16 protein-coding genes are annotated in these 15772 nt (G+C 40.4%); 12 read left to right on the top strand and 4 right to left on the bottom strand.

The window, feature by feature from the left end:
• Window positions 1-10 precede the first annotated feature (10 nt).
• Complete coding sequence (gene speE, locus QL989_RS00805) at window positions 11-874, bottom strand: polyamine aminopropyltransferase (RefSeq protein WP_075170798.1); 864 nt, start codon at window positions 872-874, stop codon at window positions 11-13.
• A 198-nt stretch (window positions 875-1072) separates the two neighbouring features.
• Here speE and speA point away from each other — a divergent pair, with 198 nt between their 5' ends.
• The 4 genes from speA (at window position 1073) to QL989_RS00825 (ending at window position 6081) form a co-directional block, all read left to right on the top strand.
• Window positions 1073-2953 (top strand): biosynthetic arginine decarboxylase, encoded by a 1881-nt coding sequence (gene speA, locus QL989_RS00810; protein WP_290167443.1) that lies wholly within the window; start codon window positions 1073-1075, stop codon window positions 2951-2953.
• Window positions 2954-3014: 61 nt separating this feature from the next.
• Window positions 3015-3887, top strand: a complete 873-nt coding sequence (locus QL989_RS00815; RefSeq protein WP_290167502.1) for an acyltransferase — start codon at window positions 3015-3017, stop codon at window positions 3885-3887.
• A 17-nt stretch (window positions 3888-3904) separates the two neighbouring features.
• Window positions 3905-4825 carry an acetyltransferase gene (locus QL989_RS00820; RefSeq protein ID WP_138608313.1) on the top strand — a complete coding sequence of 307 codons (921 nt, stop codon included), beginning with the start codon at window positions 3905-3907 and terminating at the stop codon, window positions 4823-4825.
• Entirely contained in the window at window positions 4822-6081 is a 1260-nt protein-coding gene (locus tag QL989_RS00825; RefSeq protein ID WP_178956725.1) for a mechanosensitive ion channel family protein, read from the top strand. Before QL989_RS00820 ends, QL989_RS00825 begins: the two co-directional genes overlap by 4 nt.
• Here QL989_RS00825 and chrA read toward each other — a convergent pair.
• Window positions 6041-7192 (bottom strand): chromate efflux transporter, encoded by a 1152-nt coding sequence (gene chrA / locus QL989_RS00830; protein WP_290167447.1) that lies wholly within the window; start codon window positions 7190-7192, stop codon window positions 6041-6043. The two genes, QL989_RS00825 and chrA, sit on opposite strands and share 41 nt — an antisense overlap.
• A 184-nt stretch (window positions 7193-7376) precedes the next feature.
• Between chrA and QL989_RS00835 the strand changes: the two genes are divergently transcribed.
• The 3 genes from QL989_RS00835 to QL989_RS00845 all read left to right on the top strand — a co-directional run bounded on the left by QL989_RS00835 (window position 7377) and on the right by QL989_RS00845 (window position 8769).
• Window positions 7377-8009, top strand: a complete 633-nt coding sequence (locus tag QL989_RS00835; RefSeq protein ID WP_010392457.1) for an OmpA family protein — start codon at window positions 7377-7379, stop codon at window positions 8007-8009.
• A gap of 95 nt (window positions 8010-8104) precedes the next feature.
• Complete coding sequence (locus QL989_RS00840; RefSeq protein ID WP_290167469.1) at window positions 8105-8392, top strand: hypothetical protein; 288 nt, start codon at window positions 8105-8107, stop codon at window positions 8390-8392.
• Window positions 8393-8592: 200 nt separating this feature from the next.
• On the top strand, window positions 8593-8769 hold the full coding sequence (locus tag QL989_RS00845; RefSeq protein ID WP_290167471.1) for a hypothetical protein: 177 nt from the start codon (window positions 8593-8595) through the stop codon (window positions 8767-8769).
• Window positions 8770-8783: 14 nt separating this feature from the next.
• Here QL989_RS00845 and QL989_RS00850 read toward each other — a convergent pair whose 3' ends face one another.
• Window positions 8784-10562 carry an ABC transporter transmembrane domain-containing protein gene (locus QL989_RS00850; RefSeq protein WP_290167473.1) on the bottom strand — a complete coding sequence of 593 codons (1779 nt, stop codon included), beginning with the start codon at window positions 10560-10562 and terminating at the stop codon, window positions 8784-8786.
• A gap of 88 nt (window positions 10563-10650) precedes the next feature.
• Between QL989_RS00850 and QL989_RS00855 the strand changes: the two genes are divergently transcribed.
• The 5 genes from QL989_RS00855 (at window position 10651) to QL989_RS00875 (ending at window position 13830) form a co-directional block, all read left to right on the top strand.
• Window positions 10651-11049 carry a DUF3224 domain-containing protein gene (locus tag QL989_RS00855; protein WP_290167475.1) on the top strand — a complete coding sequence of 133 codons (399 nt, stop codon included), beginning with the start codon at window positions 10651-10653 and terminating at the stop codon, window positions 11047-11049.
• Between the two features lie 14 nt (window positions 11050-11063).
• Window positions 11064-11246, top strand: a complete 183-nt coding sequence (locus QL989_RS00860) for a hypothetical protein (protein ID WP_290167477.1) — start codon at window positions 11064-11066, stop codon at window positions 11244-11246.
• A 9-nt stretch (window positions 11247-11255) separates the two neighbouring features.
• Window positions 11256-11873, top strand: a complete 618-nt coding sequence (locus QL989_RS00865; protein ID WP_138608302.1) for a LysE family translocator — start codon at window positions 11256-11258, stop codon at window positions 11871-11873.
• Between the two features lie 77 nt (window positions 11874-11950).
• Window positions 11951-12493, top strand: coding sequence for a PH domain-containing protein (locus QL989_RS00870; protein ID WP_290167480.1), 543 nt, complete (start codon window positions 11951-11953; stop codon window positions 12491-12493).
• Between the two features lie 422 nt (window positions 12494-12915).
• Window positions 12916-13830 (top strand): DMT family transporter, encoded by a 915-nt coding sequence (locus QL989_RS00875; protein ID WP_138594040.1) that lies wholly within the window; start codon window positions 12916-12918, stop codon window positions 13828-13830.
• A gap of 99 nt (window positions 13831-13929) precedes the next feature.
• Here QL989_RS00875 and QL989_RS00880 read toward each other — a convergent pair whose 3' ends face one another.
• The gene (locus QL989_RS00880; protein WP_290167482.1) at window positions 13930-15711 is read right to left on the bottom strand and encodes an alkaline phosphatase D family protein; all 1782 of its coding nucleotides are present in this window, start codon (window positions 15709-15711) and stop codon (window positions 13930-13932) included.
• Window positions 15712-15772 lie beyond the last annotated feature (61 nt).

Genomic DNA, 15772 nt, shown 5'->3' on the forward strand with positions numbered 1-15772 from the left:
TTATGGCTTTTTATTTTTTGTCAAAAGCGCGTTTCATGTAATTAGGTGTTGCGAGTGCACCGTGATGAATGCCGCCATTGTAGTATTCACTATGCTCAGCAATTATGGCTGCGCCGTCTTCTCTAAAACCGTTAAATGCTTCAGATTTGCGAGCTAGCGTCACCGACCACAACCCACTTGGATAAATAGGTTGTGGGAATGGAAGAGTTTGCAAGTCTTTAAAACCAACACTTAGCATAGCTTCGCGCATTTCAACCAGAAGTGGCATATGCATTAATGGCGATTCGCTTTGTTGTACGAGTATTCCACCAGGGCGAAGTGCGTTTAAACAGCTAGTATAAAACGCATGGTTAAATAAACCCTCACCAGGGCCTACCGGATCAGTTCCATCAACAATCACCACATCAATAGACTCACCAGCTGCTTCGCGCATATATTTAATGCCATCGTCAAACATCACAGTGGCACGTGGATCGTTATTTGATTCACATAACTCTGGGAAGTACTTTAACGACATTTGGGTAACTACTTCGTCAATATCGATTTGGGTTACAGTTTCTACACTTGGGTGCTTAAGCACTTCACGTAATGTACCGCAATCGCCGCCGCCAATAATAACCACATTTTTAGGGTTTGGGTGTGCTAGTAATGCTGGGTGGCTGATCATTTCATGATAAAAAAAGTTTTCACGGCTACTCACCATAGTGCAACCATCAATGATCATTAAATTACCAAAGTCTGTGGTTTCAAACATTTCTACTTTTTGAAAAGGAGACTGTTTTTCATCTAACTTTTTGTTAATACGTAATGAAAATGCGCTGCCATCGCGGTCGCTAATTTCAGTAAACCACTTACTTTGATCTAAATTTGCCATAGTTGTTGTTACACTTTTGGTTGAGTATGAAAAAAGGAGGCAATTCTGCCAGTGCTTGCGCTATTGCTCAATCAAATTTTACGCTCTTTAGCGAATAAAGTTAGCTATAAAGAGGGGAAAGTTCAATTTTTGTTAGCTTAGCAGATAGTGACGTATTAAAATGCCCCTTTACACCTAATTTAATAAAGAAGAGTTGCCATGACTTGGGGTTTAGAAACAGCACGTGCTACATACAATGTTGCTCATTGGAGCGATGGTTATTTTGATATTAACGCACAAGGTGAATTGATAGCCTATCCGGATGGCGACCAAACAAAACCTGCCATTTCTTTAAGCCAGCTTACTGAGCAATTTAAACAGCAAGGATTAACCTTACCTGTATTGGTGCGCTTTACCGATATTTTAAAAAATCGTGTAGATACGCTCACCAATGCGTTTACTCAAGCGCGCACTAACCGTGAATATAATGGTAAATACACCTGTGTTTACCCTATAAAAGTAAATCAACAGCGCTCTGTAGTCAGTAAACTATTGGCACACCCAAGTGGTTTAGTGGGGCTTGAAGCCGGTTCTAAACCTGAACTAATGGCAATTTTAGGTGTGGCAAAAGAGCCTATTACTATTGTATGTAACGGCTACAAAGACAGTGAGTTTTTACGTTTAGCCTGTATTGGTCAAGCAATGGGGCACAGCGTTAAAATTGTGGTTGAAAAACTCTCTGAGCTAACCACACTGCTGGAAGAAATTGATAATTTAGGTATTGAGCCTGCTATTGGTATTCGCATTCGCCTAAATTCGGTTGGTAAAGGTAAATGGCAAAATACCGGTGGTGAAAAAGGTAAGTTTGGCTTAACTGCAGGACAAGTACTCAGTGCAGTGGAAGTGCTCAAGCAACATAACAAGTTGCATTTAATGCAAATGGTACATTTTCATATTGGTTCTCAAATTGCCAATATTCGCGATATTCATCGTGCTTTGCGCGAATGTGCTCGCCATTTTGCTGAATTAACTCAATACGGTGTACCGCTCAATACTGTTGATGTGGGTGGCGGGCTTGGCGTTGACTACGAAGGTTCAGGCTCACGTAGTGCTTGCTCAATGAACTACACAGTCGAAGAATATGCGCGTAATGTAGTAAATGCATTTGCCGAGGTGTGCGACCAACATAACTTAGCTCACCCTGCAATTATTACCGAATCTGGCCGTGCTCTTACTGCACATCATGCGGTGCTTATTACCGATGTGATTGATGTTGAAAAAGCACCAAATCATTTAAACCCAGAACCACCTGTTAAAAACAGTGCCTTAGTATTGGATGAAATGTGGCAGTGTTTACAACGTTTGAACCCGCGTATGGCATTAGAGATTTATCATGATGCAATGCACTTATTTAGTGAAGCACACGATCAATACGTACATGGTTTAGTAAGCATGCTAGAGTGGGCGAAAATAGAGCAGCTTTACTTTACTATTTTACATCGCGTTCGTGCTTCATTAAGCTCTAATGCACGAGCTCACCGCGAAGTGCTGGATGATTTAAACGAAAAACTAGCCGATAAACTGTTTGTGAATTTTTCATTATTTCAGTCGTTACCCGATGTGTGGGGCATTCAGCAGTTATTTCCGGTTATGCCCATCGAAAACCTAACGCAGCCGCTTACTCAGCGCGCTATTATCCAAGACATTACTTGTGATTCTGACGGGCAAATACGTGAGTACGTTGAAGGTGCAGGAATTGAAACCAGTTTACCTATTCCTGAATATACACAAGGTCAGCAGTATCATATTGCGATGTTTATGGTAGGGGCATACCAAGAGATTTTAGGTGATTTACATAACTTATTTGGTGATACCGACTCAGTCCATGTTGAGCTTAATGAGCAAGGATATGTGTTAACCAATGCCATTAAAGGTGACAGCGTTAAGGATGTATTAAAATTTGTTGATTATGATAGCGAGTTATTAGCTGATAACTTTGCCACTCAAATTAATAAACTTGATGTATCAGAATACTGTAAAGAAGGGTACCTAGCCGAGCTCAATGCAGGGCTTGAAGGCTACACCTATTTTGAAGATTAATTTAGTTGCATAGTTAAGTGCGGTCATTCGTGGCTGCACGATGTTTAAAGGAATAGAAGTAATGTCAGTTATTCGCAGTGTATTTAGTATTTTCTTTTACACAATAAACACTCTTTTTTGGTTTGTACCTATTTTTATTTGTGGCATCGTTAAGCTAATCCCAATTAAGGGACTTCAAAAATTAATGAGCTGGACAGCCAAGCAGTGTGCCTCTATTTGGGTGACTTTTAACACGCTAAATCAAACGTTATTAACGTCAACAAAGCTAAATGTAACCGGTCTAGAAGAGCTAAAATTAAAAGATTGGTACTTAGTTATTGCGAACCACCAAAGCTGGGTGGATATTTTAGTGTTACAGCGAGTGTTTAACCGCAAAATACCTTTTTTAAACTTCTTTTTGAAAAAAGAGCTTATTTATGTACCTGTTTTAGGTTTATGTTGGTGGGCGCTCGACTTTCCTTTTATGACCCGCACCAGTAAAAGCCAATTAAAAAAGAATCCTAAATTGCGTGGTAAAGATTTAGAAACGACTCGTAAAGCGTGTGAAAAATTTAAAGAAATGCCGGTTAGTGTGGTTAACTTTGTTGAAGGTACGCGTTTTACAGCGCAAAAGCATGCGCGCCAAAATAGCCCGTTTCCTCATTTACTAAAACCGAAAGCGGGTGGTGTGGCGTTTGTAATGCAAGCTATGGGTGAGCAAATTTCTAAGGTGGTAAATGTCACTATTCATTACCCTGAGGGCATTCCTACTTTTATGGATTTTGCAGCCGGTAAAGTAAAACACATTGATGTACATGTTGAAGTAAAAGGCGTTAGTGAGGACTTAATTGGTGATTACACTAATGATCCTGACTTTAGAGTACGTTTTCAAACTGAATTAAATCGCGTGTGGGAAGAAAAGAACCAGACGCTCGTTAATTTCAAACAAAAATAAAAAATGAGCTAACAGTTATGCTAAAAAAATGGTTACCTAATTGGTTAAATGGCTTAATTGTTGGCTGTGTTTTATTCGCTAATTTAATAATATTTGGCGCATTAGTACTTATCCTAGGGTTAGTTAAATTGGTTTTGCCCATACCCGTAGTAAGTAAATTATTACACAGTGCGTACAAGGGGTGGTGTAAAGGTAACCGCTTAGGGCTATGGCTAGGCTGTAATGATATTAAAGTTAATATTAGTGGGGAGGTGAATGCCAATAGTTGGTATTTGCTAATCAGTAATCATATTAGCTGGCTTGATATTGCGGTATTAAGCTCGTTGGATGCATTGCCAGCTCCTAAGTTTTTTTTAAAAGATGAGCTTAAGTATGTGCCATTTATAGGCACTGGTGCGTGGGCAATGGGTATGCCCTTTATGAAACGGGTGAGCAAAGCGCAATTGGCAAAAAATCCCAATTTAAAAGGCTTAGATGTCGAGCGCACTAAGCGCAGTTGCCGTAACTTTCGTCATCATCCTACAACCATAGTTAATTTTGTAGAAGGTACACGTTTTACTGCGCAAAAGCATAAGCATCAACAAAGCCCTTTTCAGCATTTATTAAAGCCTAAGGCTGGTGGAACTGCTTTTGCCTTAGAAGTTTTAAACGAGCAATTTGACGCTATGCTTAACACTAGTTTAGTGTATAGCGGTAAGTCAGATCATGTGTGTCGTAATATTTTAAAAGGCGAGTTGGAGTCTATTAATATTACAATTGAGGTGATGCCAATAAATACACAGATGATTGGCAGTTACCAAACAGATCACGCATTTAGAGCCGAGTTTCAGCAATATTTAAATAATTTATGGACAAAAAAAGATAAGCAATTAAGCGCTATTCATATTCAGCAAGCTAGTACTGAATTAACTCCCAGTAAGGAAATTGAAATACCATGACCAAAACACACCTACAGGAGCTAATTACTCCTTGGTTTGAAAAAGTCCCCGATGCTTTTTTTCTCAGTGCGATCACGGCCTCATCCATTGGCATCCTTTCTTTATTATTTGTTTACTTATTTACGCGTCGCTTAATGTTACCGGGTATTCAAAAGGTGGTGACTAAACTCTCGCCTGAGCGTATTGGTTCATTGTCACCGATGTTGACCAAGCTCAATAAACGAATTGCCTGCTTGTTATGTTGTGTACTTTTTTTAGCCACATTTGACAGTGTTTACCCCGTTAATGCAATTGCCCAAGAGATCCTTAAAACCATTGGCCAAGCATTATTAATTATTTATATAGGTTTTATTATTAGCAGTATAGTGAGCATTGCTGGCGCTATTTATAACCAACTAGACTTTGCCCGCGAAGTGCCTATTCAAGGGCTAATTCAAGTAGTGAAGCTGATCACCTTTATTGTGTGTTCAATATTAATTGTTAGTATTGTGCTTGAAAAATCGCCGACTTATATTCTTTCTGGTTTTGGTGCGATCGCCGCTGTTACTTTATTAGTATTTAAAGACACCATATTAGGTTTTGTCGCCAGCATTCAAATTGCTGCCAACCGCTTAGTGACCTATGGAGACTGGATCCAAGTAGATAACTACGGCGCCGATGGCGAAGTAATTGATTTAGGACTTAATACTGTAAAAGTGCGTAACTGGGACAACACCATAACGACTATACCCACTTATATGCTGGTGGCCGGTTCATTTAAAAACTGGCGCGGTATGCAGGAGTCTGGTGGGCGACGTATTAAACGTTCTTTAAACATTGATATGAACAGCATCTTTTTAGTTGATGATGACTTTAAAGCGCAAATAGAAGCGGCAATACCACTGCAAGAATATATTCGACTAGGCACACTTCCCGATCCGGTGTCTAACTTAGGGCTATTTCGTCGCTATGCAGAGGGTTACTTAAAACAACACAGTAAAATCAATACCTCGCTCACACTCATGGTGCGTGAACTACAACCGCTTAACCATGGCCTCCCGATTGAGTTTTACTGCTTTAGTGAAGACAAACGTTGGATATCTTACGAGCATTTACAAGCTGAAATTATGGATCATTTACTGGCCGTATTACCGGTGTTTGGACTGCGCGCTTATCAAAGTGTCAGTGGGCAGTTAAGCCCAGCTGACGGGGTGAATATGGCGGGCAAACCTAGTATTAAAGTGCCCAATAATGCTGTCCAAGGCCAACACCAATAAACAATAATAATAGCCACCAAATAGGTGGCTTTTTCATACGTAGCCACGCAAATGCAGCAATCACTAATGCAATATGCCACACACTATTTATAGCTGAAGTCCAAATGGGCGAATACAATGCTGCAGCTAAAAAGCCAACCACGGCGGCATTAAGCGCGGCAATTGAGCTGGCAAAGCGGGGCTTACTGGCTAAATTAATCCAGCTTTTCTGAAATGCCAACATCAGTAAAAACCCTGGGGTAAATATCAATAATGTAGCTATAGTTGCGCCCATTATTGGCTGCTCGGTATTTAGCTGCGCGCCTAAGTAGGTGGCTATTGTAAACATAGGCCCAGGTATAGCCTGAGCACTGGCGTAAGCCGTTAAAAATTGATCATCACTTAACGTTGGCACACCCGCTTGAAGTACTGGCAACACAACATGCCCGCCACCAAATACCATAGCACCAGCTTGGTAAAAAGGCGCAAATAACGCAAATTCTTGCTCTATTGGAATAAAGCTAACTCCAAGCAGTAGCGCAAATAAACTAAGTGCAACCCAGTTAACTTTCCCCTGAACACTGCTAGTTTGCTGTGATAAATCACTTAATTTTAAGAGTGGCCAGATAGCGCCGACTGCGGCTGCAATAAGTAAAATAATAATTTGTGTACCTAACATCGGCAGTAGAACAAGAGCTAGGGTGCTTATAACTGCAATTAGCTTAAGGATTAGGTTGCTGCAAAAGCTTTTGGCCATACTAAGGGTCGCATCGGCAACAATCACTACAGCAAAGAGCTTCAATCCGGTGATCACAGCAAAATAAACGGCGTCAAATTGGTGAGCACTAATAGCAAGCAGTGTCATTATTAAAAAAGAAGGCAAGGTAAAACCAATAAATGCGGTGATGCCACCGAGTACACCTGCACGCTCTACTCCAATTGCAAAGCTAACCTGACTAGAGCCAGGGCCAGGCAGAGCTTGGCTGAGGCTTATTAGCTGTGAATAGCGACTGATACTTAACCAGCGCAGCGAATCAACAAAGTGATGTTTAAAGTAACCTAAATGGGCGGCAGGGCCGCCAAAACTCATGCAGCCAAGCAGAAAAAACTGCCTAAAAATCGCAATTAACATAGTGGCCATCGCCTTTTTGATAAATCATTAAAGTGTCACAAATAAGTATGACATTTTTATGAAACGCTATCATTAGTCCGTATGAAGTAAGTAATAATACGTGTTTTACGTTACTCTTCATTTTTGGTTCATACAAATGTTTGCATAATCGCAATAATAAATTCTAAATGAATAGGAAATTACCATGATGTTAACTAAATCACTTTTAAGTGTCACTGTAGTTGCTGTATTACTTTCTGGCTGTGAAATGAATAACACAGGTAAAGGCGCCGCGATTGGTGCCGCAGCAGGAGGGATTTTAGGTAAGGCGACAGGTAACCACAAAGATAAACGTATTTTTATTGGTGCAGCTATTGGTGCGCTAGCGGGGGCAGCTGTAGGTGATTACATGGATAAACAAGAAGCTGCTTTTCGTGATGAACTAGCAGGTTCGGGAGTTGAAGTGGTACGTGAAGGTGATAACTTACGCTTAGTGATGCCCTCTAATATTACGTTTGCGACTGATCAATCTTATATTTCATCGGGCTTTCATGACACTCTAAATGCGATAGCAAGTGTAATGAATAAATACGAAAAAACCTACTTAAGTGTTGAAGGCCACACCGACAGCACGGGCAAAGATAGTTACAACATGACTCTTTCAGAGCAGCGAGCACAAAGTGTAAAAAATTACTTGGTAAACCAACAAATTATGGCTGCACGAGTAAGTACGAGTGGCTTTGGTGAATCACGCCCAATTGCCACTAACGATACCGCGAATGGTCGCGCGCAAAACCGCCGCGTCGAAATTCAAATAGTGCCTAATACACAAGGTTAATAGCTAAAACCGCGCAAATGCGTGGTTTTGTATATTTTAATGGCACTTTTGCCTGCGTTAGCTGTCACAAATAGTTCTTCGAGAAGGACATATTTATGGCAGCGTGGCGCACGGCAATTATTTTATCAATATGTTTACACGGATTAGTTTTGCTTTTTGCTGCCACATTAAAAGCACCTGACATAAAACCACCGCAATCAATCCCCATTAAAGCTTATATGGTAAGTGTGCCAGCTAAAATTAAAGCAACACAACAAGTCCCTCAACAACGCGCTCATACAAATAAAAATACAGAAATTAAATCTATTGAGCCTATTAATGCCACCCAATCAAAACCACTAAATATTAATTATAAAAAACAGAGAAAACGACTAAGCCGCTAAATACCATCACGAAAAATACTCAGCCTGTAATTTTAAAGCCTTATAAAAAGATCGATTTAAACAAAGGACTCAACAGTATTTTACAGCAACAAACTGGCTATTCTGATACTGCAAAGAGTGACCTTCAGAAAAAGCGTATTACAGTTTCAAAAGAGCATGCAGGCAAGGTAAAGCCACTATTAAAAATAGAGCAGCAAAATATGCAATTTACCACTTATCGACGAGGTGATAGCTGTTTTAGAAAGGTATCTGTTGGTGCAGGGGTTATGCCAAAAAATGACTTGCCCGAAAGTTACATAGCTGGTGTAAAGTGCGATAAAACTAAGCTAACTGAGGCTTACGATACCGCAATGAATAAATGGCTTAAAAAGAAGTAGCAACTAAAATGCAATCAATCTAAATTAAACTGTAATTCACATAGTTTTTGATACAAAGGGTTACTTGCCATTAATTGCTGATGAGTGCCTGTAGCTTTTATTTCGCCATTTTCCATTACCACAATCATATCGGCATGTTTTACCGTGGCCAGTCTATGGGCAATAATCAGCGTTGTTCTATTTTGCATTAAGTGTTCAAGTGCGGCCTGAACATGATGCTCGCTTTGCGCATCAAGCGCGCTGGTAGCCTCATCAAGTAGCAGTATTTCTGGGTCTTTTAAAATGGCGCGAGCAAGAACAATACGCTGCTTTTGCCCACCCGATAGCCTTACACCTTGTTCACCTAAGAAGCTGTTATAGCCTTGTGGTAACTGTTTTATAAATTCATCAGCATGGGCATGTTTAGCGGCTGCATAAACTTGCTCGTCACTGGCGCTTGGGTTGCCATAGCGAATATTATGCATAACATCAGAGCTAAATAAAATCGGGTTTTGTGCCACCATCCCCATTTTGTTGCGTAAGGTGTTTAACGACAACTGTTTAATATTTATATTATGAAACTTAATCGCTCCGCTAGCAGGGTCATAAAAACGCTGTAACAGTTCAAACAAGGTGGTTTTACCGGCACCTGAAGGGCCAACAATAGCCACGGTTTTACCTGTTTCAATATTTAAGCTGATATTATTTAATGCGCTTACATCTGGGCGAGAAGGGTAATTAAAACTAATACCTTCAAGTGAAATTGCACTGTTGCTGGTAGTTGTATGCAACTGATCATCTTGTGGAATTTCGGGGTTTTGTATTTTACTTTCAACCGCAAGTAGCTCGAGCAATCTTGCTGCGGCTCCTGCGGCGCGTTGTAGTTCACCATAAACCTCAGCAACGGTTGCTACCGACATGGCCACCATAATGGCATAAAACACAAAAGCACCGAGTTCACCGCCCGTCATAGTGCCTGCGAGCACATCACTACCGCCTACCCAGAGCATGGCACTAATAGCGCTAAAGGTAAGAAAAATAACTGCTGCAATTAAAAACGAACGTTGTTTAATGCGGCTTTTGGCAACGTTAAAGGCCTTTTCGGTTTCATTAGCAAAAGCAGATTGTTCTTGCTGTTCATGGCTATAACTCTGTACCACTTTTATATTTTGAATGATCTCACCCGCGTAGGTGCTGATATCTGCAATCGCATCTTGGCTAGAACTTGCTAGTTTGCGTACTTTTTTTCCAAAAACCAACATAGGCACCAGTACTAAAGGGACGCAGGCAACCACCACTAAGGTAAGCTTTAAATTAGTTACAAGCAGCATAATTAAACCACCGACTAACATTAGCGCGCTTCGCAGCGCCATAGAAAATGATGAGCCGATAATAGATTGTAATAAGGTAGTGTCGGTGGTGAGTCGCGACATCAGCTCGCCGCTGCGATTTTCTTCAAAGTAACTCGGATGCAAAGTAACAATACGATTGAATACAGCTTTTCGAATGTCATTACTGACTCGCTCGCCAATCCACGACATTAAATAAAATCGGCTGAATGTACCCACTGCCAATAAACTGATCAAGCCAATTAATACCAAAACAGCTTGTTGTAATTGCGCTTGCGAGCCGGCAATAAAGCCATGATCAATCACAAACTTAACGCCTTGGCCTAGCGATAAATTAACTCCTGCGGTGGCAAGTAATGCTACTAGAGCCCCTAAAACCACCCATTTATAAGGCTTAATAAAATTGAATATAGGGAATAAAGCGCTAAAGGCGGCTTTATCTGAAGCAGGCTTGTCTGTAGGCATAGTAGATTCTTATTGATGATTAAGGTATAGATATGGCATCAATAGATTAAAAATCAATAGTATTAAAAATCATCAATAGGGAAAAATTATGACAACTAAACAGATAACAGGCGAGTTTACCGTTACATTAGCGCCTATAGAAGGGTATGCACATGGACAGCAAGGCGTTAATTTAGGTCGGATGTCGATTGATAAAAAATTCACTGGCAGCTTAACGGCAACTAGCCAAGGCGAAATGCTTAGCGCCATGACTCCCACCCAAGGCAGCGCTGGTTATGTTGCAATAGAGCAAGTGATAGGCGAGCTTGAGGGCAAGAAAGGCAGTTTTGTACTGCAGCATTTTGGGCTGATGGACAAAGGCCAAGACAGCTTAATTTTAAAAGTGGTGCCCGACTCAGGCACTGATGAGCTAGCAGGACTAACTGGCAGTATGAAAATACGGATTGAGCAAGGGATTCATCATTACGATTTTGAATACAGCCTATAAAGCAGGTATTTATAATGCAAAAAGTAATCGAATTCAGAAAGGCCCGTTTTTTGGGTGGGGTAGATATAGCCGCACTAAATGATCGCATACTGGAATTAAACCAAGATGGCTGGAAAGTAATAAACGCAGTGCCATTGACAGGCTTTTATGGGCAAGTGCATGGTTATGCATTACTTATTGAAAATGAAGAAATATAAGGGTTACTAATGGCGTTATCATTATGGTTGAGCTTAGCGCTGGTGTGCATGATGGGGGCGATGTCTCCCGGGCCCAGTTTAGCTGTGGTATTAAAACATAGCTTAAGCGGTGGCATGAAAAATGGCATGCTAGCAGCGTTAAGTCATGGTTTTGGAGTGGGCTTATATGCCGCAGCTTCACTGTTGGGATTAGGTGCATTGATGTTGCAATTTCCTACTGTGTACCAATTTTTAGTGTATTTAGGGGCAGCCTATTTAGCGTATTTAGGTTTGAAAATACTATTTTCAAAACCCAGCGACAGCGAGCTACATATTCAGCAAAGCGACGTGAGCAGTTCTAAGGCGTTACAAGATGGCTTTGCCATTGCATTTTTAAACCCTAAGCTAGCAATTTTCTTTCTGGCATTATTTTCACAATTTATTGACCCAGAGAATCTTACTCTAAGTATTGGCGTTGTTATGTGCTTAACGGTTTTCGTGATAGATACCGGCTGGTATTTATTGGTAGCCTTACTCACTGAGGTGTCTAAAAGGCGCTTTGGTTTTACTAAACAAAATATATGGTTAGATAGGCTGTTAGGTGCGGTATTTATTGCGCTGGCAATTAAAGTGGTTATTGGATTGTAACTATCAAGGTGGTTGAATTGTGTACAACTTATAATTAATGTAACTTAAAAATACTATAATTTAAAAGTAATAAAACTATGTCTAATATAACTTTAAAAAGTGCCACTTTTGATAACAAGGTAAAACAGTACTGGATGTGCTTAGCTGCAATATTTAGCCTTTTTCCAGTTGTAACTATTATACTTTTACCCGTTGTATTACTTTTAGTGTGGTTAGTCGCAAGTCGAGTATTAGCCGCTATGTCGGCCGATTTACTAGAGCGCAAGCTAGTGGTGAAGCGCGGTATTTTATTTAAAGAAGAAAAATCGATTCCACTAGAAAAAATTACCGATGTCGGGTTGAGTCAGGGGCCGCTAATGCGCATGTTTGGCTTATACCGGTTAAGTTTTGAAACAGCAGGACAGTCTGGTCACGGTGCGCTGGTATCGTTACTTGGGGTAGTTAATGCCAGTGAATTTCGTGAAGCCATTTTAACTCAAAAAGATAACCTCACGGCAGAACAACCCGCTCAAGCAAAACAAGACGAGCCACAAAGCCAAGTCGAACTTATTCGCTCGCTGGCCTACAGTGTGAAAAATATCGAACAAATGTTGGTCACGTTACTGGACGAGAGAAAGTAAAATTAACTTATTATCGTACTACGTTTTGCACAAAGAGAAGAAAGTGAGAAATGAATGAGGGTAGGATATTAAATCAATCGATCAGAACAACTGAGTATGTAGGTCGTCATTTATGGCTACAGAAGTGAAATTAACGCGCTAAAGCACGTCCTACGCCGGTCCCAGTGCCTTGAATTCGTTACTAATCTTTTAACTTAGGTCTTTTCTCTAAAGCGCAGTGTCACTTAATCTCTTTAAAGTGACTTACGCTATTAGATTCAATAATCTCTAAATCCTTTGCAACGTACCTAATGCAGGTGTAATTTAAGGTGGTTTTATCTAAAAAGGATACAGTCTTTATAGGATTCAAAGGTGATGAATTCTAATGGGGCGCAATTTTGTAGCATATAACTGTGCTACACAAATACATGGAGAGAAGTTAAATGGCTAGTAAAGAGTCAACCGCAGTAATTTGGATGTTGTCAGATTCATTTATCTTAAGTGTAATGTTACTAATCGGTGGTTTTTTAGGTAAATCTATCAGCCCATTCCAAGTTGTCTTTTTAGTTAATGTTATGGCTGCTTTTGCGGCAATTGCATTATTCTCAAAAGGTAAATGGGAAAATATCAAACCCCAACAAATGAAGTTACATATATTTAGAGGGTTGCTTGGTGTTAGTTCAACAATATGCTTGTTTTATGCTCTGCAATATTTAAGTTTAGCGGAAGTGACCGCGATTAACTTTTTTGTGCCACTTATAACGTCCATTCTGTCGGTGTTTATCTTTAGAGAAAAACCAAAAGCTTATGTCTATATCGCTATTATTTTGAATTTAGCTGGAGTGATGATGCTGCTCTCTCCAAAACTAATGGCGAGCCAAGTAACGCAGCAAAATCTCTATCTAGGATTGATTTTTACGCTGTCAGCGGTAGCTATTTTAGTCATTTATAATATTAACTTAAAGAAAATAGGCAATGCAGAGAAAGTTGTGCCTCAAATGGTTTTTGCTCCTCTCTATTCGGCGGTTATTCTACTACCAGTAGCTATTTTTGTATGGAAACCTTTAGATACAACTAGTGTTCTATTAATTATGTTATACGGTGGGCTTCTTGTTACTAAACTTGCAGCACGTTTTTTTGCTTTTAATAAAAGTGATTTATCTAAGCTAATGCCGCTTGAATATGCACAAATTCTATTTTCTAGTATTTTGGGCTATATTTTTCTTCAGCAAACTCAAACTTTATTGGGTGTCGCAGGCATAGTATTGATCGTGTTATCAAGTCTCGCTCATGTTTTATTCATGCGCTTTGAGAGGAATAGTCATACTAAGAATATGAAAGAAATTACCAATGATTAAAGCCGTATTGTAAACGGTCCGGCGATCAGCTGACCACCGGACTGTTTTAATCTTTCACCTAGAACCTTTTCCCTAGCTCCTAGATACCTTATTGAGACTTTACCCTTGTATTATAGGCTGACCTGCTAGCATACGTAATTCTTTGCTGCGCTCGGTTTGCATTTCGTAAGAGGTTGTTTTTATGCTGCTTACATAATTCCACTTAGCGCTTGCTTGTTCTTGAGTGAAGGTAACTGTTAGATAACCTCGGTCAGCCAAATTGCTATAAGCCAAGTCGTTTACAAGTAAAGCAAGAACTTGCTCCATTTGAACTGTAACTTCAGGGCCCTGTGTATTTAGTGCTAAGTATTTTTCAAGACCTGGCGAAGACACTGAAGAGGTGGCAAACTCAACTCCCGCATTTTGTGATGCGGCTATTGGATTGCTCGCATCAGTTTTTAATTGCCCAGCCCAACCATTGTGAGTATCGCCGGCTAACACCACTAAGTTTTTTTGTGCAGCAATAGCTGTACCAAGCAGTACCTCACGCTCATAGGCGTAGCCGTCCCAGGCATCTAAATTGTAAGGTGCGGTGGTATCAACACGCGCACGCTCTGCATCAGTTACTGTTGGATCACCAGCTAGAATACGGCCTTTAATTTGTGCCAGCTCAGCAAATAATGCTGATGCTTGAGCAAGCAGGGCGCCAGTGTCAGCACCATTTGCTTGGCTTACTTGTAGGCTCACTAAAAGCTGTAGTACTTCAAACGGCAGGTGCATCTTGGTCATTAACACTTGTTGGCCAAGTACTTGCCATTTTGAGTTTGAGGTTGTCATACCATCGGTGAGCCAGGTTAGTTGTTCACTACCCAGTAATGCGCGTGTGGGCGAACTAACAGCACTAACAAAATCGCTTTGCCCTTGTGCGCTAGTTAAATCAAAATCAGCATAGTTGAGTTGTTCATCACGAGCGAGCACACGGGTATCTAGCATGTATAGCGACACTAAATTACCAAATTCAAAACGGCGATAAATACGTTCTTTATCGACTACATTACGTATAGGCATCCATTCAAAGTAGGCTTGTAGGGCATGTAGTTTACGCGCGCTAAATTCACCTTCACCGTCATTATGGTTTTCTGCACCTTCACGCCAAGTATCATTAGTAACCTCATGGTCGTCCCATACTGTTATAAAGGCGCAATTGCTGTGAGCTGCTTGTAAATTGCCATCGGTGCGGTAGTGGGCATAGCGTTTACGATAGTCAGTTAAGCTAATAATTTCATTGCTGTTATCTTCAGGTAGTAAGCGACCTAAGCTAGTTGCGTCTTCAGTAGCGTAGCCATTATTTCCATATTCGTATATGTAATCGCCTAAATGGAGTACCGCATCTAAGTCAGGTTGCTTTGCTATTTCACCATAAACATGAAAAAAGCCAGCAGGGTAATTAGCGCACGACACAACTGCCAGCTTTACTTGATCAATATTGCCTGTTGGTAATGTTTTACCTGTGCCAATAGGAGAGGTTTTACCATTTGATTTAAAGCGGTAGTAATACGTTGTGTTGGGATCAAGGCCTTGTAAGTCAATTTTGAGAGTAAAGTCTGTGGCTGCACTTATATAGGCTTCACCATCGTGACTAATAGAGGTGAAATTTTCATCTGTCGCAGCTTGCCATTGCACTTTAATACGGCTGGTTGCTGGATCTTTTGGTGTAACGCGAGTCCATAAAATTAAGCTATCTGCTAGTGGGTCGCCACTAGCAACGCCATGGTTAAAACTAACGTCAATAAAATTATCATCTTCATCATCAAACCGACAACCCGTTAACCCTAACGATAAGACTGCGACCCCAAATCCTGCTGCCGAGGCTTTTAAAAAAGTTCTTCGTGTAAGCGTCATTGCTTTGTACCTATAAAGTATAAAAAGCAAATCGTACCACATTAAGGTTACTTTTTTGTTA

This window comes from Pseudoalteromonas sp. APC 3224, assembly GCF_030407535.1.
Lineage (GTDB): Bacteria > Pseudomonadota > Gammaproteobacteria > Enterobacterales > Alteromonadaceae > Pseudoalteromonas.